The organism is Shewanella hafniensis (genome assembly GCF_019655335.1).
Taxonomy (GTDB): Bacteria; Pseudomonadota; Gammaproteobacteria; order Enterobacterales; family Shewanellaceae; genus Shewanella; species Shewanella hafniensis.
Genome location: NZ_BPFD01000007.1, coordinates 1 through 20,802 on the forward strand (window position 1 = coordinate 1; position 20,802 = coordinate 20,802).

Annotated in this window: 16 protein-coding genes, 5 tRNA genes and 2 pseudogenes; 16 read left to right on the forward strand and 7 right to left on the reverse strand. The window is 45.3% G+C overall.

The window, feature by feature from the left end; all coding sequences use genetic code 11:
- Positions 1 to 126: pseudogene (locus tag K5Q99_RS03600) on the forward strand (ISAs1-like element ISSba1 family transposase); the annotation flags it as partial.
- Positions 127 to 149: 23 nt separating this feature from the next.
- Positions 150 to 1,457 (forward strand): annotated as a pseudogene (locus tag K5Q99_RS03605) (TonB-dependent receptor domain-containing protein); the annotation flags it as partial.
- Between the two features lie 102 nt (positions 1,458 to 1,559).
- Here the strand turns inward: K5Q99_RS03605 and K5Q99_RS03610 are convergent.
- Both K5Q99_RS03610 and K5Q99_RS03615 read right to left on the reverse strand, forming a co-directional pair.
- On the reverse strand, positions 1,560 to 1,919 hold the full coding sequence (locus K5Q99_RS03610; protein WP_106650822.1) for a TraR/DksA C4-type zinc finger protein: 360 nt from the start codon (positions 1,917 to 1,919) through the stop codon (positions 1,560 to 1,562).
- Positions 1,920 to 2,170: 251 nt separating this feature from the next.
- The gene (locus K5Q99_RS03615; protein WP_106650821.1) at positions 2,171 to 3,118 is read right to left on the reverse strand and encodes a tRNA-dihydrouridine synthase; all 948 of its coding nucleotides are present in this window, start codon (positions 3,116 to 3,118) and stop codon (positions 2,171 to 2,173) included.
- Between the two features lie 268 nt (positions 3,119 to 3,386).
- Here K5Q99_RS03615 and K5Q99_RS03620 point away from each other — a divergent pair, with 268 nt between their 5' ends.
- From K5Q99_RS03620 to K5Q99_RS03665, 10 genes are all read left to right on the forward strand, one after another.
- Positions 3,387 to 3,812, forward strand: coding sequence for an HvfA family oxazolone/thioamide-modified RiPP metallophore (locus tag K5Q99_RS03620; RefSeq protein WP_220776078.1), 426 nt, complete (start codon positions 3,387 to 3,389; stop codon positions 3,810 to 3,812).
- A 116-nt stretch (positions 3,813 to 3,928) separates the two neighbouring features.
- Entirely contained in the window at positions 3,929 to 4,795 is an 867-nt protein-coding gene (locus tag K5Q99_RS03625) for an HvfB family MNIO-type RiPP peptide maturase (RefSeq protein WP_220776079.1), read from the forward strand.
- Positions 4,795 to 5,541 (forward strand): HvfC family RiPP maturation protein, encoded by a 747-nt coding sequence (locus tag K5Q99_RS03630; RefSeq protein WP_220776080.1) that lies wholly within the window; start codon positions 4,795 to 4,797, stop codon positions 5,539 to 5,541. The genes K5Q99_RS03625 and K5Q99_RS03630 overlap by 1 nt, the downstream gene beginning before the upstream one ends.
- Before the next feature lie 354 nt (positions 5,542 to 5,895).
- Entirely contained in the window at positions 5,896 to 6,264 is a 369-nt protein-coding gene (locus K5Q99_RS03635; RefSeq protein ID WP_220776081.1) for a YbaN family protein, read from the forward strand.
- Between the two features lie 264 nt (positions 6,265 to 6,528).
- A complete protein-coding gene (gene apt, locus K5Q99_RS03640) occupies positions 6,529 to 7,080 on the forward strand; it encodes an adenine phosphoribosyltransferase (RefSeq protein WP_086010671.1) in 552 nt (183 codons plus the stop codon).
- A gap of 118 nt (positions 7,081 to 7,198) precedes the next feature.
- Positions 7,199 to 10,435, forward strand: coding sequence for a DNA polymerase III subunit gamma/tau (gene dnaX, locus K5Q99_RS03645; protein WP_373317004.1), 3,237 nt, complete (start codon positions 7,199 to 7,201; stop codon positions 10,433 to 10,435).
- A gap of 230 nt (positions 10,436 to 10,665) precedes the next feature.
- Positions 10,666 to 10,995, forward strand: coding sequence for a YbaB/EbfC family nucleoid-associated protein (locus tag K5Q99_RS03650; RefSeq protein ID WP_028759630.1), 330 nt, complete (start codon positions 10,666 to 10,668; stop codon positions 10,993 to 10,995).
- 12 nt (positions 10,996 to 11,007) lie between these two features.
- Entirely contained in the window at positions 11,008 to 11,607 is a 600-nt protein-coding gene (gene recR / locus K5Q99_RS03655) for a recombination mediator RecR (protein WP_220776083.1), read from the forward strand.
- A gap of 455 nt (positions 11,608 to 12,062) precedes the next feature.
- Positions 12,063 to 12,554, forward strand: coding sequence for a GNAT family N-acetyltransferase (locus K5Q99_RS03660; protein WP_220776084.1), 492 nt, complete (start codon positions 12,063 to 12,065; stop codon positions 12,552 to 12,554).
- Between the two features lie 205 nt (positions 12,555 to 12,759).
- On the forward strand, positions 12,760 to 13,173 hold the full coding sequence (locus K5Q99_RS03665; RefSeq protein ID WP_220776085.1) for a hypothetical protein: 414 nt from the start codon (positions 12,760 to 12,762) through the stop codon (positions 13,171 to 13,173).
- Positions 13,174 to 13,377: 204 nt separating this feature from the next.
- Here K5Q99_RS03665 and K5Q99_RS03670 read toward each other — a convergent pair.
- The 5 genes from K5Q99_RS03670 to K5Q99_RS03690 all read right to left on the reverse strand — a co-directional run bounded on the left by K5Q99_RS03670 (position 13,378) and on the right by K5Q99_RS03690 (position 14,254).
- A tRNA-Met gene (locus K5Q99_RS03670) sits at positions 13,378 to 13,454 on the reverse strand.
- Positions 13,455 to 13,605: 151 nt separating this feature from the next.
- A tRNA-Met gene (locus tag K5Q99_RS03675) sits at positions 13,606 to 13,682 on the reverse strand.
- A 156-nt stretch (positions 13,683 to 13,838) separates the two neighbouring features.
- Positions 13,839 to 13,915: transfer RNA gene (locus K5Q99_RS03680), tRNA-Met, on the reverse strand.
- 144 nt (positions 13,916 to 14,059) lie between these two features.
- A tRNA-Met gene (locus tag K5Q99_RS03685) sits at positions 14,060 to 14,136 on the reverse strand.
- Positions 14,137 to 14,177: 41 nt separating this feature from the next.
- Positions 14,178 to 14,254 (reverse strand) — tRNA-Met (locus tag K5Q99_RS03690).
- A gap of 257 nt (positions 14,255 to 14,511) precedes the next feature.
- Between K5Q99_RS03690 and rlmKL the strand changes: the two genes are divergently transcribed.
- From rlmKL to K5Q99_RS03710, 4 genes are read left to right on the forward strand one after another with little or no spacing between them, the layout of a single operon-like run.
- On the forward strand, positions 14,512 to 16,641 hold the full coding sequence (rlmKL, locus tag K5Q99_RS03695; protein ID WP_220776086.1) for a bifunctional 23S rRNA (guanine(2069)-N(7))-methyltransferase RlmK/23S rRNA (guanine(2445)-N(2))-methyltransferase RlmL: 2,130 nt from the start codon (positions 14,512 to 14,514) through the stop codon (positions 16,639 to 16,641).
- A complete protein-coding gene (locus K5Q99_RS03700; protein WP_220776087.1) occupies positions 16,634 to 16,888 on the forward strand; it encodes a glutaredoxin family protein in 255 nt (84 codons plus the stop codon). The genes rlmKL and K5Q99_RS03700 overlap by 8 nt, the downstream gene beginning before the upstream one ends.
- A gap of 1 nt (position 16,889) precedes the next feature.
- Positions 16,890 to 18,815: an ABC transporter ATP-binding protein gene (locus tag K5Q99_RS03705; protein ID WP_220776088.1), complete on the forward strand. Its 1,926-nt coding sequence runs from the start codon at positions 16,890 to 16,892 to the stop codon at positions 18,813 to 18,815.
- 28 nt (positions 18,816 to 18,843) lie between these two features.
- On the forward strand, positions 18,844 to 20,685 hold the full coding sequence (locus K5Q99_RS03710; protein WP_220776089.1) for a DUF3466 family protein: 1,842 nt from the start codon (positions 18,844 to 18,846) through the stop codon (positions 20,683 to 20,685).
- Positions 20,686 to 20,802 lie beyond the last annotated feature (117 nt).

The following is a 20,802-nucleotide window of genomic DNA, read 5'->3' on the forward strand; positions in this document are numbered from 1 at the left end:
ATGGCACTATTTCGGCGTATTGTGCTGAACCTTTTAGAGCAACATCCGCTAAAAGCCAGCAAACCAACCAAGATAAGAAAAGCAGCATGGAATGGCGATTTTAGAAGCGAGATATTCTTTGGTTAAGAGATTTAACAAAGCTTAATCCCGCCCTGGCCCATACTGGGGTGTATCAAGGTAAGTTTGAAAGCACTCAATTAGATGGTTTGGCGTCGACGCTACTTGTCGATAACGGTGATTTTTCGGTCGCTATGGTCGGTGGTCTTGAATATGAAATGATCAAGTTTAAGCAAACCAGTGATCCAGAATCAGCGGCGGGGATTATTTCCGGTGGCTCGGGTGGTGATGATGTCGATGCCACGCGTGACCGTAGTGCTGCGTATCTCGAGTTTCAAGTGGGTTTACCTGCTAATGTTGAGTTCTCTGCCGCGGTTCGTTACGAGCGCTATGAGCAGGAAGGCTCTCTGACTGGGCCTCAAGGTGAAGTGGTCAACTCATCGACCTTCGATGCCGTGGTGCCTAAATTTGGTTTGAGCTGGCGCCCAGTGGATAGCTTGTTACTGCGTGCCAGTTACGGTGATTCGTTCCGTGCGCCAAATATGAGTGAAATGTTCTCATCTCAATCCTTGAGTTTTGAGAAGGCGGTGGATTCCCTATGGTGTAATGAACCCGGTAACGTGGATGCCATATATTGCGCGACTAATAATCAGCATAAAACTTGGTTTGGTGGTAACCCAAACTTAGAGGCTGAAGAGGGTAACTCGTTAACCTTTGGTGGCGTTTGGAATGTCACTGATGCATGGAACTTGGAGTTATCTTATTACTCAATCACCTACGACAATAAAATCGAGTCGATCGATGTAGATGATATTCTGCGTGATGAAATCAAGAATGGATCGTCTCCCTATGTGACCCGTGGTCCAGATGGCAAGATTGAGTATATTGAGGCGGGAATACGTAATTTAGCCACAGTTGAGACCTCTGGTATCGATTTTGTAACGGCTTATAACTTAGAAACTGGCTTTGGTGATTTCAATTTCAAACTGGATTTGACTCACGTGCTTGATTTTAAGAAGCAGGATAATGCCGAATCAGAGATGATCGACTACGCAGGAACGACGGACTCACCCGATTGGCGTGGCAACTTTGCGACAAGTTGGAAATACGATGATTTCTCTGCCGCATGGACAGTCGTCTATATTGGTAGTCAATCAGCAAGTTATTTCAACGAGTTAGAAAAAACTGACCGTTATGTCGATTACGATAATTACTTTAAACACAATATCCAATTTGGTTATACCCATGCTTATAACGGCTCTATCACAGTAGGGGTGAATAATGTGTTTGATGCTGAAACACCAAACTATTATACCTACGCCGATTATCGCGATGTGAATGTGGGTTTATATGATGTGTTAGGTAGAACGTATTACCTGAGAATAAACCAGAAGTTTTAGGTTGTCCGCCCTCCCTGGATAACTCAAACCTCCGCTTGCGGAGGTTTTTTGCTTATTTTTGCCTGCTTTTCAGGTTGCTTATCGGATATCGGATCAGCGCTGTCAATGTGTGAGGCGCAGCTCGTGGCGATGTTCGTGTTGATAATGCTCGGCGCAGGAGGCGCAGCGTTGTTCAGTGGGATCTTGGTTTAAGCGTTCGGTTTCGATTTCTGCCTCACAATCCGAGCAAAGACCGTAGAGGCCTAAGTCGAGCTGACAAAAGGCGGCATCAAGTTTATTCAGCTGGCAAAATAGCGGGTGATCGGCCAGTGGCGTTTGCGCCAATGTATCAATTAACTCTGTCAGACTCAGGCTAGCATAATACTCCCCTATGACTTCGAGGAACGGAGGGAGCGCGCCGAGTTCTTTCCTTAGATTAGCTTCAAGCTCTGACAATTCATGTCTGATATGGGTGGTGCTCACGTAAAATCGCCTATTTCATTTGACTCTAGGCGTCCAGTCTAATAGTTCCACTACCAACGACTATGATAAAGATCAAGTATCTGCCATATTTTAAATATTTTCGCCGTTAAAAATCGAAAAAGTACTTCATTCCTATCGCATTATGTGTGCTATGACTAAGTCCCTTTCATTGCACACATTGCCGCGTTTGAGTCTCGATTTCTTACCTTTATCAGATAGATTTCCGTTTTGTGGTTGGTCACACTCTATGGTTAGTCGGCTAAGTTTCGCTGCGCAGCTTCTAATACCGCGACGATTTCTTCCGTTGTTTTAAACACGCGTAGCTCCCTAAATAAGGTATCGGCTTCTGGATATTGACGATTGAGGTAGGTAAACCACTGTTTGATCCGGGCGGGATAATAGTCACTCTTGCGACCATTAAGCTCTCTTTGGGTATAACTGAGCATCAGCCCTAAGGTTTGCGCCCAAGTATAAGGGGTTGCGCCTGTCTTGATGGTATCGGCCAAGTTGGGCAATGAAATCGCCCCGCGGCCGATCATAATACTGTCGCAGCCCGTGACGTCGATGCAACGCTTAGCATCGTCGCGGTTCCAAATTTCACCGTTGGCGATCACCGGGATTGGCAAACGTTTACGCACTTCGGTGATGTATTCCCAGTAGGCGGGTGGTTTGTAACCGTCAACTTTACTGCGCGCATGGATGGCAAGCTCAGTTGCGCCGGCTTCATACACAGCGATAGCGTTTTCCATGAACAGTGACTTATCTTCGTAGCCTAAACGTATTTTGGCGGTTACGGCATGTTCTTTCGGCACCGCTTGACGCATGGCTTTGACAATATCGTGCACGCTCTCAGGATATTGCAGTAATACGGCGCCACCTTTGCTGCGGTTAACGATTTTTGCCGGACAGCCAAAGTTGGCATCGACACCGTGTGAGCCGAGTTCAATTGCCCGCAGGGCATTTTCACCCATACATTGGGGTTCTTGGCCGAGTAACTGCACTCGCACGGGCGTACCCGAAGGAGTATTCCCCTTGTTGAGTAGCTCAGGACACAGTTTGAGAAAGACTTTTTCAGGCAGCAGTTGGTCTACCACACGCACAAATTCGGTGACGAGCAAATCGTAGGGATTGATGGTCGATAGAATGTCACGCATTAAAGCGTCTACTACGCCTTCCATTGGAGCCAAAATCACACGCACTGCAGTAAACCCATATCTATTTGCAAAGGGCGAGCATTCTACCTTATCGGCCTTAAGTTACAAAGTGGCCGAGTGAATGCGGATGATTATGCGCTCCCATAAATAAAATCCACGCTAAACTGATTGTCCTAGCAGGATATTTTGACCATTTCTGTGATTTAGTGATATTTTTTGCAATAGAATTGAAACAGGGCAGGTCTTTTGCAATAAGCCAGCTACTTATACTGTTGTTGGTCATTATTACTCAATAAACAAGAAGGGATTATTTATGAATTCAGTTAAAAAAACAGCAGTTGCAGTGGCCTTAGGTTCAGTTGTGATGAGTTCGGCTTTTGCTGTCAATGCCCAAACTAACCCGTTTGGTTTTGAAGCAATGGATGCGGGTTATCAAATTGTCGGCTCAGAAGGCAAATGTGGTGAAGCCAAATGCGGCGCGGATATGAAGAAAGCGGCCGCAGATAAAGCCCATGAAGGCAAATGTGGCGAAGCGAAATGCGGCGCTGAGATGAAAAAAGCCGCGGATAAGGCCCATGAAGGCAAATGTGGCGAAGCGAAATGCGGCGCTGACATGAAAAAAGCCGCGGATAAGGCCCATGAAGGTAAGTGTGGTGAAGCGAAATGTGGCGCTGATATGAAGAAAACCGCAGAGAAAGTTGACGCTAAAGTCGAAGCCGTTAAAAAAGAAGTGAAGTAAAGCGGGTTTGTTTTATCCCTGCAGTTATTGGGATAATTGAGCCTAAAGAGGCCAGCCAGCGCTGGTCTCTTGTGTTTTATTCTTAAGCGATTACAGGTTAGCGTTCGTGAGGTTTTATGAATAATCAAAAAAATGCGGCACAGGTAGGGCTGGGCTTACGGCGAGAAATGCTCAGTGAGTTTTGTACACAGGTGCCTGATGCTATTGATTTTTTTGAAGTGGCGCCTGAGAATTGGATGACCTTAGGTGGTAAATTTGGTCGCCAATTTCGTGAACTAACCGAGCAACATACTTTCTACTGCCACGGTTTGAGTTTATCCATTGGTAGCCCTGAACCCTTAGATCTCGCGTTTGTAAAAAATATCAAAACCTTTATGGATTTACACCAAATCCAAGTCTATTCCGAACATTTAAGTTATTGCTCAGGGCAAGGTCACTTATATGATCTCATGCCTATCCCTTTTACCGACGCAGCGGTAAAGCATGTGGCGGCGCGGGTCAAGCAAGTAGAAGATATTCTAGAGCGGCCGCTTATTTTAGAGAATGTGTCTTTTTATGCCGCTCCAGGTGCGCAAATGAGCGAACTTGAATTCGTTAATGCCGTGCTGCAAGAAGCCGATTGTAAACTGCTACTCGATGTGAACAACATCTATGTGAACTCGATAAACCATCAATACGATGCCGATGCCTTTTTACAGGCCATGCCGACGGAGCGCATCGCTTATCTGCATATTGCTGGGCACTACAAACAAGCTGAAGATCTGCTCATTGATACCCATGGCGCTGCAATTAACGATCCCGTGTGGGCATTGTTGCAACGTTGCTATGCCTTGCATGGGGTAAAGCCGACCTTGCTTGAGCGTGACTTTAATTTGCCGACAACCGCTGAATTGTTGCTCGAGCTAAATCAAATCCACGCTTATCAAGCAGCGGTCAGTTCCCAAATTCAAAATAGCACTCATGCTGTAAAGAGGAGCGCCTAATGGATTTTAAGCAAGTGCAGCAATCCTTTATCGATTATATCCGCGATCCCTCTTCGCCATTGCCCGCGGATACCGATGTCCGGCGTATGCAGGTTTACCGCGAGTTATTTTTTAATAATGTGCTGGGATTTGTGTCGAACGGCTTTCCCGTGCTGAAAAGTTTGTATTCTGAAGAAGACTGGTTAGCTTTGGTGCAGAGCTTTTTTAGCCAGCACGATTGCCAATCGCCGATTTTTATCGACATCGCGGGCGAGTTTTTAGATTTTTTACAGCAGGAATATCAGCCCACGGCAAATGATCCTGTTTTTATGCTCGAATTAGCCCACTATGAATGGCTGGAGTTGGCCGTTGCGGTTGCACAGGCGAGTGAGGATGAGTCTCAACTTAGCCCTGTGCAAATTTCAACGCAGGCGTTATGTTTGTCACAGACGGCGAGGGTAGCGCAGTATCATTTTGAGGTGCAGCACATTCGTCAGGATTATCGTCCGCAGCAACAACTCGATGCGCCAGTGTTTTTTTGTCTCTATCAAGATGCCGATTGTGAAGTGTGTTTCTTACAGTTAAACCCCTTAAGTGCGCAGGTGCTGGCATTTCTTCAAGCTCAAGGCCAAGCGGGTTTTAAAAAGATAGTTGATTGGTTAACAATCACTTACCCTCAAATGGCGCCAGAAGTTATTGCGCAAGGTTGTAGCCAGTTACTCGAGCAATTAGCGGCCAAAGGGATAGTGCGCGGACGTCAGTCTTAAGGTTGGGATTATTGCCGAAATAAATGCAATAACCCTACATTTAGAGGGTTTTTATTAATTTGACAAACCGCTACAATGTCGGCCGTTTTGTGATCTCAATCACTGTAAGATTCCTGCGCACTTATACTTGCACATACTAGAGGAGCTGTAATGAGTAGTCAGCCGTTTAAAGACCCATTTAATTTTTTGTATTTTATTGGTTTTATTTTAGTTTTACTGTTGCCGACTCTGCCAGCAAGCCTGTCTTGGTTAAAGCACTTAGGTCTAATTTAAGCGAGCGTTAATCTCGAGCGCATAGACTATTGGCCACTCTTAGAGTGGCTTTTGTTTTTCCGATAAAGGGTAAGTTAATCTATGGTATTAAAGCGCGGATTATTTTTATTGTTAGGTTTAACCGCGTTAGCCTTAGGTTTACTCGGTATCGTGCTGCCCTTGCTGCCGACCGTGCCTTTTATCTTGCTTGCTGCCTTTTGCTTTGCCCGCTCGAGTGAACGTTTACACCATTGGTTGATGACTCACCCATGGTTTGCCGACGCCTTAACCCAGTGGCAAGAGCAGCGAGCAATGCGTAAGGGATTGAAACGCAAAGCCATGATAGTTAGCGCACTCAGTTTTAGTGTCAGTATTATTGTGGTGCCCATCCTTTGGGTAAAAGGTTTGCTGCTCGTGATGGCACTCGTCTTACTCTGGTATCTCAAAGGGATCCCTGAAATAGCGGAATAGAGCGACACTGTGAATTTAATGCATGACAGATAGTTTTCGTCGCGTCATGGTTGAGGTGATTTAACACTGTGTCGACAGGGTTTGATCTGAGGCACAAATTGATAACCTTTCCATCACTTGTGCGTTGTGATTGTTGCAACTAAAACTAAAGCGGCATAAGCTTTGTCCGACTTTCGACAATGCGTCCACCCAGTGTGGACGTTTTGTTTTATACCGCCAACGCTAGGTTGGTGAATTGATTAAGTAACTTATTAAGTAAATATGATGGCTATGAATACAGAAACCTTATCCTTGATAAAGCAAAGCATTAAAACGATTCCTAATTATCCTAAGGAAGGGATTTTATTTCGAGATGTCACCAGTTTGCTTGAGAATGCAGCCGCCTATAAAGCGACCATCGACTTGTTAGTTGAACATTATCGTGGCCAAGGCTTTACCAAAATTGTGGGCACTGAAGCCCGTGGTTTCTTATTCGGTGCGCCGTTGGCTTTAGAATTGGGTGTGGGTTTTGTGCCTGTGCGTAAACCGGGTAAATTGCCGCGTGCAACTATCAGCCAAAGCTATGAGCTGGAATACGGTCACGATAGCCTAGAAATTCATACCGACGCGATTAATCCAAATGACAAAGTGCTCGTTGTTGACGATTTACTCGCCACTGGCGGTACTATTGAAGCAACCGTTAAACTCATTCGCCAACTGGGCGGTGAAGTTAAACATGCGGCCTTTGTGATCTCATTACCTGATTTAGGTGGTGAAGCCCGTTTAACCGCATTAGGACTTGAGTTGGTTAAACTTTGTGAGTTTGAAGGCGAATAAATCTGCAGCTAAAGGCGCCTTGGGATAGTTTGATGGCATGTCAAATCATGACATGTTATCTTTCAAAGTTCTCGGGGCGCATGCTCCCGCTTTTGTATCACATACTCTGGGGAGTTCCATGTCATATCAGGTGTTAGCCAGAAAATGGCGCCCTGCCACATTTGATCAAATGGTTGGCCAAAGCCATGTTTTGCATGCCTTGACCAATGCGTTAAGCCAGCAGCGTTTACACCATGCTTACCTGTTTACGGGAACGCGCGGTGTCGGTAAAACCAGCTTGGCGCGACTCTTTGCCAAAGGCTTAAATTGCGAACAAGGCGTGACAGCCACTCCCTGTGGTGTTTGCGGTAGCTGTGTGGAAATCGCCCAAGGCCGTTTTGTCGATTTAATTGAAGTCGATGCCGCGTCCCGCACTAAGGTCGATGACACTCGTGAGTTGTTAGACAATGTGCAGTATCGTCCGACCCGTGGCCGTTTTAAGGTTTATCTCATCGACGAAGTGCATATGCTGTCGCGCAGCAGTTTTAACGCACTGCTAAAAACCTTAGAAGAACCCCCCGAGCACGTTAAGTTTCTTCTGGCGACAACCGACCCACAGAAACTGCCCGTGACTGTGTTATCCCGTTGTTTGCAGTTCAATTTAAAAAGTCTGACCCAAGGCGAAATTGGCACTCAGCTTAATCATATTTTGACCCAAGAGCAGCTTCCCTTTGATGCTGAAGCGTTAAAGCTTCTTGCCAAAGCCGCCAACGGCAGTATGCGTGATGCCTTGAGTTTGACCGATCAAGCGATCGCCTTTGGTGGCGGCAATGTGATGCTCACTCAAGTACAAACTATGCTTGGCAGTATTGATGAGCAGCATGTGGTTGCTTTGCTTAAAGCCTTAACCGATGCCGATATTGGCGTGTTAATGCACACCTGTGCCCAAGTGCTGGCGTACGGCGCCGATGCTCAAGAAGTGCTGCGCAGTTTGCTTGAGCTGTTACATCAAATTACTTTGACTCAATTTGCCCCAGTTTGCGCGCAGCAATCTTTATATAGCGCGCAAATTCGCGCCTTTGCTGAGCAGCTGACGCCGGAGCAAGTGCAGCTTTATTATCAGATTTTATTAACGGGCCGCAAAGATTTACCCCATGCACCAGACCCTAAATCGGGGCTTGAGATGGCGCTGTTACGCGCTGTTGCATTTGTGCCAGAAAAGCCGGTAAAGCGTTGGCAGCCTGATGTGGTCGCTGAGATCAGTTTACCCGAAGGCCAAACGCCCGTTGCGGCAACTGCTGCAGTGCAAGCTCCCCATGTAAATGAACAACAGTGTGCAAAAACTCATACTGCTGAACCAAATAGCACTGAACCGCATATCACTGAAAAAGTGCCTGCTGAAAAAAAAACAGTATTAATTGAGCAAACTAACGCTAATCAGCAAGTTGAAACCGCGCAAGCGGACGCTATTGCTACGGCTACGGCTGAAGTGTCAATTGAGCCAGCTGATGCTGTAGAGCAGGCGCTTGATGCTGAGCTCGAAGCGGATGCGGCATTAATTGCCGAACAGGCGGTGATTCTAAGTCAGGCCCAGAGTCAGGGATTTAACGCTGACAGCTTAAATGCTGAGATAGTGCATGTTAAAACTGTGAATGCTGAGACCGATCTTAAAACTCAAACGGCAATAATTGCGCCGGCGTCTTCTCAAGCGACTGAAGCTGTTGTCGCAGTTAGTCATAGCAATATTGTAGGTAAAAGCAGTGCTGTTCAACAGACTGTTGATACAAACACTGCTGCGGATCATTCCTTAGCGAACAACAGCCCCGCTAACCTTACTCACGCGAACAATACGCATACTAGTAATACGCTTACTAACATCGCGCGTGAACAAAAAGGGCTTGATGGGCATAGTTCCTATGGAACTGAAGCCGCGTATTCATATCCAGCGATGGGAGATTATGCCCAAGAGTCAGCGCCGCTCGATTCCTATCAAGATGCTTATGTTGAATTTTCTTCTGGCTCTTACAATGATGACTTTCATCACAGTTTTGAGGCTCATGCGGTACCTGATGATGTTCAACACTCAGCTAATGTGCAACACTCTGATAGTGTTCAACATTCTGCTGATATTCAAAGCATAGGTATTCAAAGTGCAGTTGGCATGCAAGGTTCAGTTGATAGTCAGTCAGTAGCTATGGCTCAAGCGTCTCCTCTGACACCAGTTTCAATTCCAACACCTGCTTCTGCATCCTTAGCCGATGATGATATTCTCTCGGCTGTGTTGGCTGCGCGAGATTCACTGTTATCGGATCTCGACGCCTTAAGTGTTAAGGACGGTGATGAAAAAAAGTCGTCACTGGACTCAAAGTTAAAGACACCAAACAGTAAATCGAATGTAGCCACCTTACCTAAGTCGGCCAGTAAAAGTGATGTCAGTCAGACAAATGTGTCATTTTCTGCTGATCCTGCTGCTGATTTAGACCCCGATTTAGCGATAGATTTTGATGATGATTTTGACTTAGATCTTGAGCCAATTACTTTGCATAAATCTGTATCTTCGATCGCAGAATCAGCTAGTTCTGTTTCTGCTGTTCCAGTCAAACCGGCAGCATATGATCGTCCGCCTTGGGAGACTGAGCCAGAAGCAGAGTTAACCGCAGAGCTTATCGAAACGACTCAGGTTGAGTGCGGCAATAATGATATCGCTGATGTTGCTGATGCTGATGCTGATGCTGCTGCTGATGTTGCTGATGTTGCTGATGTTATGGTGGCTCAAGGCTCAGAAATTAAGGTCGACTCAGCCAGCGGTGACCAAGGATCTTTAGAGGCTAACAACACTGCTAATGATGCACTGAATCAGACGGCTAATGCTGAACACACGCAGGAGACACACGTTGCGCTCAGTTCGACTCAACCTATTAGTGGTCATCCATTAGATTTGCATTGGTACAAGTTGATGGCGAGCTTAGAGATCGGCGGACGAGTGCGGCAATTGGCGGTGAATTCCGTTTGCCAAACCCAGAGCGATCCTTTGCCGCTGTTGCTTAAGCCAAACCAGAAACATCTTGCGGCCGATGTGGCCATAGTGCAGCTTGAGCAAGCCTTAAGTGCCGTGCTTGGGAACCCAAGACGGGTACAAGTGGTCATAGGAATCGATGCTCAGCGGGAAACGCCTTTAGAGTTACGTAAACGTTTCCACCAAGAGTTGCTGCAACAGGCGCATCAATCACTGATCCATGATGACAATGTGCAATGGCTGATCCAACGTATGGGCGCCGAACTCGATGCCGACAGTTTAGTGTACCCACCTGAGTTGTTGAATTTACGCAGTCAGCAAATACAAGCTTTACCTGAGCTAACTGAGGCCGCGAGTTAACCACTATCGATTATCGACGAGTCCTAGGGGCAAAGTTTGGTCGTTAATTTGTTACGCCGTGGTTTAAATTTGAGTTTAAAGTGCATATTTATAGTAATGCTGCTGAGAAACTCGGCATCGAGATCATAAGTTTATTAACAAGATAACGGCATTGATTGCCAATCCCATTTATTTAAGTAAGATTAGCCGCGTTAATGCTTGCGACTAACCCTAATAGAAGAGAAAAGACTATGTTTGGAAAAGGCGGTATGGGCAATCTGATGAAACAGGCCCAGATGATGCAAGAAAAAATGGCCAAAATGCAGGAAGAAATCGCCCGTATGGAAATGGTGGGTGAATCGGGTGCAGGTTTGGTGAAAGTCACCATGACAGGCGCGCACACAGTGCGTAAAGTCGAAATCGACCCAAGCCTGATGGAAGACGACAAAGAAATGCTGGAAGATTTGATTGCTGCAGCTTGTAATGATGCTGCCCGTCGAATTGAAGAAAATCAAAAAACTAAAATGGCCGAAGTCACTGGTGGTATGCAATTACCTCCAGGCATGAAAATGCCATTTTAATTGAGATAGCCGATGAAATTTAGTCCACTGTTAGATGAGTTAATTCAGTCCCTGCGTTGTTTACCTGGGGTTGGGCCTAAATCGGCGCAACGTATGGCGTTTCAGTTACTCGAGCGTGACAGAAAAGCAGGGCTTAAATTAGCCAGTGCGCTGTCCAGTGCGATGAGTGACGTCGGTCATTGTCAGTCTTGCCGAACCTACACTGAAGAAACCCTCTGTCCGATTTGTGCTAGCCATAAACGCGGCACGTCTTCCACCATTTGTGTGGTGGAAACGCCAGCCGATGTGTTAGCCATTGAGGCGGGTGGACATTTCACTGGTCGCTACTTTGTGCTTTTAGGTCATTTATCGCCACTCGATGGTGTTGGGCCAGAAGAGCTAGGTTTAGCGTTACTCGAGCGCCACTTGGCTTCGGGTGATGTTGCCGAGATGATTTTAGCGACCAATCCGACGGTAGAAGGCGAGGCCACAGCGCATTTTATTGCTGATATGGCCAGACGCCATAAGGTGATGATCAGTCGCATCGCCCACGGCGTACCCGTTGGTGGAGAGCTTGAATACGTGGATAGCACGACGTTAGCCTTGTCATTTAATGGTCGTTTACCGCTTTGATAGAACACAGTGACTCAGTTTAGTTAGTGTAATGTAATTGATTATATTAGCTTAATTTTAATGCTGAACGGTTCGGCTCGACTTAAGTGTCGCGATATCCCATAAACCCGCCAAGAACTTATCTTGAGCGGGTTTTTTATTTGCTTAGTGTTTCATCTAGATGTCGAGGCAGGATTGTCGAGGCTGTGTGGTAGGGCTGTGGAGATAGCGCCGTGGTTTTAAATGCTCATATCAATTGATACCTATCCATATAAAAACTAGGTTTATCAATAGTTTTTAAATTTCATACTTGTCTTATGCGAGCTTCATCCGTAAAGTCGGTTAGATAAGAAGCGGGCAGAGTTGCGATTTTCTATTATATTCGCGCATGTGCTTTAGTTAATTCGATAGGCTTAGCTCTATGTACGTGGGATCGGACAGGTATTTTATGAGAAAGAAAATCAAGGAGGGATTTATTGGAAAAGATAACGATTAGGCATGCAGAGAAGCGTGACGCCGCAGCCATTCAAGACGTATATGCCTGCCCGAATGCCTATGCAGGCACCTTGCAACTTCCTTGGCCATCGACCGATAAATGGGAGTCACGCCTTGCTGCAACATCGAATAATATTCATCGCTATGTCGCAGAGATTGAAGGTGAAGTTGTCGGCGAGTTGGGTTTCGAGGTGTACGAGCAACCCCGTCGCAGGCATGTAGCCTCCTTTGGAATGGGGGTAAAGGATAGCTATCAAGGCCGCGGTGTTGGTAGCGCTTTGATTAACGCTATGCTTGAGCTTACCGATAAATGGATGAATATAAAACGAATTGAATTAACGGTTTATACCGATAATCATGCCGCCATTGGTCTATATAAAAAGTTTGGCTTTGTAATGGAAGGTGAGTCGAAGGATTTTGCTTTTAGAAATGGTGAGTTTGTCAGTGTGTATCATATGGCGCGGTTAAAATAACATGCTGATCTCTATGTATTTTATCTATTGCTTAAGGCTCTCACTCTAAGTGCTAACTTTAAGAATTTGCTCTAAGCGCTCAATTTAAGAACTTACATCAAGAGGTCACTTTACGAACCGAGGCCTTGGAATAGCATTAAGCGCTTATTTTCAGAGCTCGCTTTAGGTGCTAATTGTATGTCTATCTCAACTTTTAAGGATAAAAATGGGACTCATTTTATTGCCGCTGCTGATACTTTGGTTGGGTGTCGGTATTTATGCCATACGTATCGGCTATCAAGTATTGGCTGGGGCTTCTCAATTAAGCTATGCACTCAGTGTTTGCACTCTCGCTATAGTGGCATTACTGCTTTATCTCTATTTCGGTTTCGCTCAATTTAAGGAAAATAAAGCGTTGTGGGCGTTCGAAATTCCGATGTTTTTTGCTGCAAATAAGCTCGCTTTTGGCGTCATGATCCTTGGTCTGTTGCTGCACTGGTTCGGTCAAGGTGTTCTCACTTCCGCTTATTTGAAACCTCTACCTTTCATCATGATTTTCACCGTTTCCTTTGGTGCTATGGCAGGAGTCATATTGTCCGACACCTTCATGGCGAAATTTGAAATCCAAAAAACGCATTGATGTCAGCTAATCAGTTTAAATCTTATTTTGGACGCTGTTGTTGAAGATGATTTGAACTGATGGCTTTCATCGGTTGTTTATAGGTCGTTGAATCCGATGAGCGCTACCATGGTGATCTGGTTAGGATTTTACAGAGGGTTATTACGAATTTTAGATACAAAAAAACCAGCTTGTGCTGGTTATTTTCTCTTTAATAAAGAGAAGTGGTTGCGGGAGCCGGATTTGAACCGACGACCTTCGGGTTATGAGCCCGACGAGCTACCATGCTGCTCCATCCCGCGTCCGATTGTTGTTAATAACTGTTTTAATTCTGTCATCAAAGAATTGGTTGCGGAAGCCGGATTGCTAATGTTAAATCAGCGACTACCTTCGCCTGTTGCTTATAAGGAGTTGAGCCCGATAAGCAGTTTCTCGTTATAAGCATATATAAAGTGGTTGCGGGAGCCGGATTTGAACCGACGACCTTCGGGTTATGAGCCCGACGAGCTACCATGCTGCTCCATCCCGCGTCCGATTATTGCTGTTAATAACTGTTTTAATTCTGTCATCTAAGAATTGGTAGCGGAAGCCAGATTGCTAATGTTAAATCAGCGACTACCTTCGCCTGTTGTTTATAAGGAGTTGAGCCCGATAAGCTGTTTCTCGTTATAAGCACATATATAAAGTGGTTGCGGGAGCCGGATTTGAACCGACGACCTTCGGGTTATGAGCCCGACGAGCTACCATGCTGCTCCATCCCGCGTCCGATTGTTGCTGTTAATAACTATTTAATTCTGTCATCTAAGAATTGGTTGCTGGAGTCGTATTTTAACTGACTACCTTCGCCTGTTGTTTATAAGGAGTTGAGCCCGATAAGCTGTTTCTCGTTATAAACACATATAGAAAGTGGTTGCGGGAGCCGGATTTGAACCGACGACCTTCGGGTTATGAGCCCGACGAGCTACCATGCTGCTCCATCCCGCGTCCGATATCTATCTGTATTACTTTGCTATTTTGCTTTTAAATGGTTGCGGGAGCAGGATTTGAACCTACGACCTTCGGGTTATGAGCCCGACGAGCTACCATGCTGCTCCATCCCGCGTCCGTCTTCAAAGCGGGGCAGACTATAACGGCAGCGCCTTGGCATTGCAAGGACGAAGATCGAAAAAGGTGGTGAACGCTTAAATATAAAGCGGAGTGGGGGGCTTTCATACAATTTAAATATAAGTTAGGGATTTTTCGTTGATTATCTTAGGTCGAGGATGAGACTAAATGGGGTTTCGACTAATAACTGTTTATCTTTTATGTATTCGAGCAGGTATAATGTCGCTTTGATTTTGACTGCGTACTGATTATCCCATGCTTAATTTTTTTGCCGCCGCCCCTAAGGGCTTTGAATATAGCTTAGCCCAAGAGCTGACAGAATTTGGTGCGACTGAAGTAAAAGAGAGTGTTGCTGGTGTGTATTTCACTGCCCCCTTAGCTTTAGCGTATCGGATTACTTTATGGACACGTTTAGCCAGCCGTATCGTGTTGGTTATCTATAAAGGTAGCTGCGAGTCGGCAGAGCAACTTTATAATGCCGCCTATTGTGTCGATTGGCCGGCGCATTTTTCCAATAAAAGCACTTTTAGTATCGATTTTCATGGTACGGGTGGTTTTATCAATAATACCCAGTTCGGCGCACTCAAGATTAAAGACGCGGTTGTGGATAGATTCCGGGACGATGACGTTGAGCGCCCCAATGTGTCACGCGTCGATGCTGACTTTAAAGTTGATGCCCATTTTCGTAATGGCGTAATCACGATTGCGATGAACTTCTCTGGTCCATCATTGCATCAACGTGGCTATCGTTCTACTACTGGCGAAGCGCCTCTGAAGGAAAACTTAGCCGCCAACATGTTAGTACGCAGTGGCTGGCAAGCAGCGCCTTCGACCTTGCTCGATCCTTTCTGTGGTAGTGGAACTGTGCTGATTGAAGCGGCTTTAATGGCGGCCGATATTGCCCCAGGCTTACAGCGTAGCCGTTTTGGGTTTGAACATTGGCGTCGTCATGATAAAGCTGTGTGGCAAGAAATTGTTGAAGAAGCAAAAGCGCGTGCCTCATTAGGCGTGAAACGTTGCGAGATTAAATTCTACGGCTCAGATATCGATTCGCGCTTAGTCGCGTTAGCCAAACGTAACGCCGAAAATGCCGGTGTACTCGAGTTAATCGAGTTTCAAGTTGCAGATGCGTTGACGATAACGCCGCCTGCAGAAAGTGGATATTTGATCACTAACCCTCCTTATGGTGAACGTTTAGGCAATGTGTCTGAGTTATTGCAGCTTTACTATCAGCTAGGCGACAAGTTTAAGAAAGAGTTTGGCGGCTGGAAAGTGGCCATGCTGTGTAGTGATATTGAACTGGTATCATCACTTAAGCTTAAAGCCGACAAACAGATGAAGATGTTCAACGGCGCCCTAGAATGTGCCTTTAACATTTATACCTTGCATGCGACCAGTACACGTCGTGATACGCCAGTGCTGCCAGACGGCGTCGACATTGCCGATATCGCCCCTGCATTTGCTAACCGCATTAAGAAAAATGCCAAGTTATTAGAGAAATGGGCGAAAAAAGAAGGCATCGACAGCTATCGTATTTATGATGCCGACATTCCTGAATATAACGTCGCAGTAGATAAATACTTAGATTACGTGATTATTCAAGAATATATGGCGCCAGCAACTATACCTGAAGCCGTAACCAAGCGTCGTTTAAGCGATGTATTGTTAGCACTGCCGTCGGCCATTGGTATCAATCCGAACAAGATGATCATGAAGACCCGTGAGCGTCAAAAGGGCACGAGTCAGTATCAAAAGCTGGATGAGCGTAAGTTAGAGCTTATCACTACCGAATATGGCGCTAAGTTCAAACTGAACTTAACTGGTTATTTGGATACAGGTTTATTCCTCGATCACAGATTGACACGCCGTTTAGTCGGTCAAAAATCTAAGGGACGCCGGGTACTTAACCTGTTCTCTTACACAGGTTCTGCTTCTGTGCATGCGGCGCTTGGTGGGGCTAAATCGGTGACGACGGTGGATATGTCAAATACCTATATTGCTTGGGCGAAGGACAACTTTGCACTCAATGGACTGCAAGGTAAGCAGTATGAGTTTGTTCAATCTGACTGCATGCAGTGGATTCGTGATTGCCGTGAACAGTACGATCTGATTTTTATCGATCCGCCGACCTTCTCAAATTCTAAGCGTATGGAAGATTCATTCGATGTGCAGAGAGACCATGTGAACTTACTGGCATCCTTAGTGAAACTGCTCAGCCCAACGGGCGAACTAGTGTTCTCTAACAATAAACGTAAGTTTAAGATGGACATAGAGGCGCTGACGAAGATGAGCATTAATGTGAAGAACATTGATGACATTACTTTGCCTATGGACTACAAACGTAATCCACATATTCATAATACTTGGCTTATCACCCATGCCTGAGTTGACTCAAGCAGAATTAGATAACAGGCATTATCTGCTATATCACACAGAGGGATGTCATCTGTGTGAACTGGCCGCGGTCTTACTGGACGCAGCCGACATTGGCTATCGGGCCATAGATATTTGTGACGATGAATACCTCGCGCAGCGTTATGGCGTATCGATCCCAGTGCTTAAAGCTTGGGATGGTAGAGAATTACATTGGCCATTTAACGCAACGCAATTACAAGAGTTTACAGGAGCTTAGTTTGAGTCTGGTTCGTATCAATAGTGGCTCTTTAGCCTATGGTTACACTCCGTTGTTACAAAAAGCGGATTTTACTATTCAACGCGGCGAGCGCGTGTGTATTGTTGGCCGTAATGGTGCCGGCAAGTCGAGTTTATTAAAAGTGTTATCTGGTGATGTACTGTTGGATGAAGGCGAATTCAACATCGCTGGTAATGTGACCGTTAGCCGTCTGCAACAAGATCCGCCAAAGGCTGAGCAAGGCACGGTATACGCGTATATTGCTGCGGGATTAAAGGAAGTGGGCGAGGCGCTTGAGCGTTATCATCAATTGTCCCACGATGTGGCCCATGCCGATCCAGAGCAAATGGATCGTATGCTAAATGAGATGCAAGGTCTGCAAGAAACCTTAGACCACTATAATGGATGGCAGTTAGATTCTCGCATCCAACAAAACTGCGAGTTGTTAGGTCTCGATCCTGACAAATCCTTGAGCGAGTTATCGGGTGGTTGGCAGCGTAAAGTGGCGTTAGCCAGAGCACTGGTGAGCGAGCCAGATCTGTTGTTACTTGATGAACCGACCAACCATTTAGACATAGACACTATCGAGTGGCTTGAAAAGTTTTTACTCGATTATCAAGGCGCTATCGTCTTTATCAGCCACGATAGGGGCTTTATTGCCCGTATGGCGACGCGGATTGTCGATTTAGACCGTGGTGTGGTGACCTCATGGCCGGGCAACTATCAAATGTATCTTGATGGTAAGCAAGAATGGTTGCGCGTCGAAGCCGAGAAAAATGCCTTGTTTGACAAGCGTCTCGCCGATGAAGAAGTGTGGATCCGTCAAGGCGTTAAAGCCAGACGTACCCGTAACGAAGGTCGAGTTCGCGCACTGAAGGCGCTACGTGAAGAGCGAAGTGAACGTCTGAATCGTCAAGGCAATGCTAAAATGGCAGTATCGGATACTGAACGTTCTGGTAAGTTAGTCTTTGATGTGACCGATCTTAACTTCAATCTGCCCGATAAAAATCTGGTTAAAAACTTTAATACAACGGTTATCCGCGGTGACCGTATTGCGCTGATTGGGCCAAACGGTTGTGGTAAATCAACCTTGATCAAGCTGTTAATCGAGAAGCTGCAACCGCAATCGGGCGAAATTAAAGTCGGTACTAAGCTCGAAATCGCTTATTTCGACCAATATCGTGAAGCGTTAGATCCTGAGCAAACCGTTGAAGATAACGTTGGTGAAGGTAAAAAGACCATCACGATCAATGGTCAAGACCGCCACATTTTAAGTTATTTGCAAGACTTCTTGTTCTCGCCTATGCGCGCCAGAACGCCAGTGAAAGCGCTGTCGGGTGGTGAAAAGAACCGTTTGTTATTGGCTAAGTTATTAATTCGCCCTGCAAACTTAATCATTCTCGATGAGCCAACTAACGATCTTGATATTGAGACCTTAGAATTGCTAGAGTCGTTGCTCACTGAATACCAAGGTACGTTGTTGCTAGTGAGCCATGATAGGGCATTTATCGACAATACTGTGACCAGTAGCTGGTGGTATGCGGGTAATGGCCATTGGAGCGAGTATGTAGGTGGTTATCAAGATGCCGTGAACCAAGGGGCAAAGTTTTATTCTGAGGAACCTAGTTCACAAAAGGCGGTCGAAGCTCCTGCGGTTGAAACTAAACCCGTTGAAGTTAAAACTGCAGAACCTGTGAAAACGGTAAAAAAACTGTCGTATAAGCTACAGCGTGAATTAGAGTCACTACCTAATGTGATGGAGCAATTGGAGGCAGAAATTCTCGCATTGCAGACCACTATTGGACATTCAGACTTTTATAGTCAGGCGCAGGATAAAGTCAATCAGGTATTGAGTCAGTTGGCTGATAAAGAAAAGCAATTGGAAGTTTGCTTCGAGCGTTGGGAAGAGCTTGAGTCACTGAAGTAAACCAATAATAAAAATGGGAATAGAATTAATGAAGTCAAAGTTGGATAAAGCCCTTTCCTTGGTTGCCTTAGGTGTCCTTGGTGTATTAAACAGTGCCCATGCTGCACCTGTCTACGAGATTGTTAATCTTGATGATTATGATCTGCCACTTTCTGATAGCTTCAAAGGAACTCGTAATGGTTATGCGTTAGGTGTTAACGCCAACGACGAGTTAGTCGGTATCATCAAAGGTAAGAAAAAACTCAGCAGTTCAGATGTCGAAGGCGGTGTGATTGATGTTGCCGATGGTATCGCACCGGAAGAAACCATTACGTATTCGATAGATAAACCCATCATTGCCAATAACTTTGCTTTTGTTGCCAAGCACAACGATGCATCTAACCCTTGGTTACCCACTTTTGACAGCATTAATGGCACGACAGATCCAAGCAATACCCAGGTGATTAATTCAGTTGATACCTTTTATTACGGTATTAATGATGCGGGTATTAAAGTCGGTGCAATGACTGCGAGTGAAAAGAAAATCCCGAACGAAGCAACCACTGATAAAGACGATGACTACTGGTATTACCGCGACTATGAGATGCGCGGTGTGGTTAAAAATGGTGACGCTGAAATTGATTTACCACCGCCGTATCATACATTTGTCAATCCTGATAGCACTAACGCCATAAAAGAGGTTAAGTTAGGGGGATGGTCTTCAGCTACAGCCATTAATAACAATAACTTAGTGGCTGGCTACGCCAGTACTGCTATCAGTAAATTCGGTAGTGATCGTGTTAATGAATGTATAAAGACAGCTAGTACTTTGCCGTTGGATGTTTGCGTGCAACGTGAACAATACCCAAATGCAACGGGTACGCGCAATATTCAGTATCAGACCCGTGCTTATGTATGGCAAATCGATAATGGTGTTGCTACTGGGACTGAGTTACCTCTGGGGCTGACTCCTGCGACTGATAATACCTTTACCGCTCAAGCACTGGGTTTGAATGATAATGGCGTCGTAGTGGGTCGCTCACATGTTTATCGTGACGGTGATACTAAAAATTTCCGTCAAGATGCCGCTTATTGGGCTAAAGATACTGAAGGTAAATACCAATACCATTGGATCCCTATGGGAGATTCAATAGAGAATTCAATTGCTTATGCTGTAAATGATAATGGTATTGTTGTAGGAAGCTACCGCAGTTACATCCAAGGTTATTTGCGCGACAAGTTTTTCTATTTTGATACGAATCAAGCTGATGCAACAATAGTAACCCCGAATGATTTCGCCGCTTCTACAACGGATCTTTCGAGTAAACCGAAGAGTATCAACAATAAAGGCCAAGTTGTAGGTTATATTGAGACAACATACGATAAAGAAAAACCCCGTCCTAAAGCCGGTTTCCTGTATGAGAAATCAACTGGTGAGTTTAGCAATCTTAATAAGTTGTTGACCTGCGAATCTAAAGGCTATGAAAAAGCCAGCGATGGTAGCTGGGCACGTCATCAAGTCGAAGTGCGTGACGGTTCGGGTAAAACCTTCACGTACAATGCCGATATTATTGTGGTCGAAGGGACGAGTATTAACGAAGAAGGCACTATTGTAGGGACGGCGTTTATCCGTAAACCTTCTTATCAATTTGATAAAGATGGCAACATAGTAATTGGCGAAAATGGTGAAGCACTATTTGAACTCAATGGAAATGGTGATCCAGTAACTGCTTATGTTCCGCGTATGGTCGTGTTAAAACCGGCATCTAGCGGTGAAGCTTGTACTGTAGATGACAGCACTGATACTGGCAATTATGAACGTCAAGGTGCAGCAACCCTAGCTTGGTTATTTGCCTTGCCATTAGTGTGGTTCCGTCGTCGAATTCGTTAAGTTTTAAGCTTCAATTCAGACTTAAAAAATCGAGGCAAAATGCCTCGATTTTTTTTTAATCATGATCTCAATAGTTTAATAAATAGTCGATAAAATGGACGATTTTTTGATTGATCT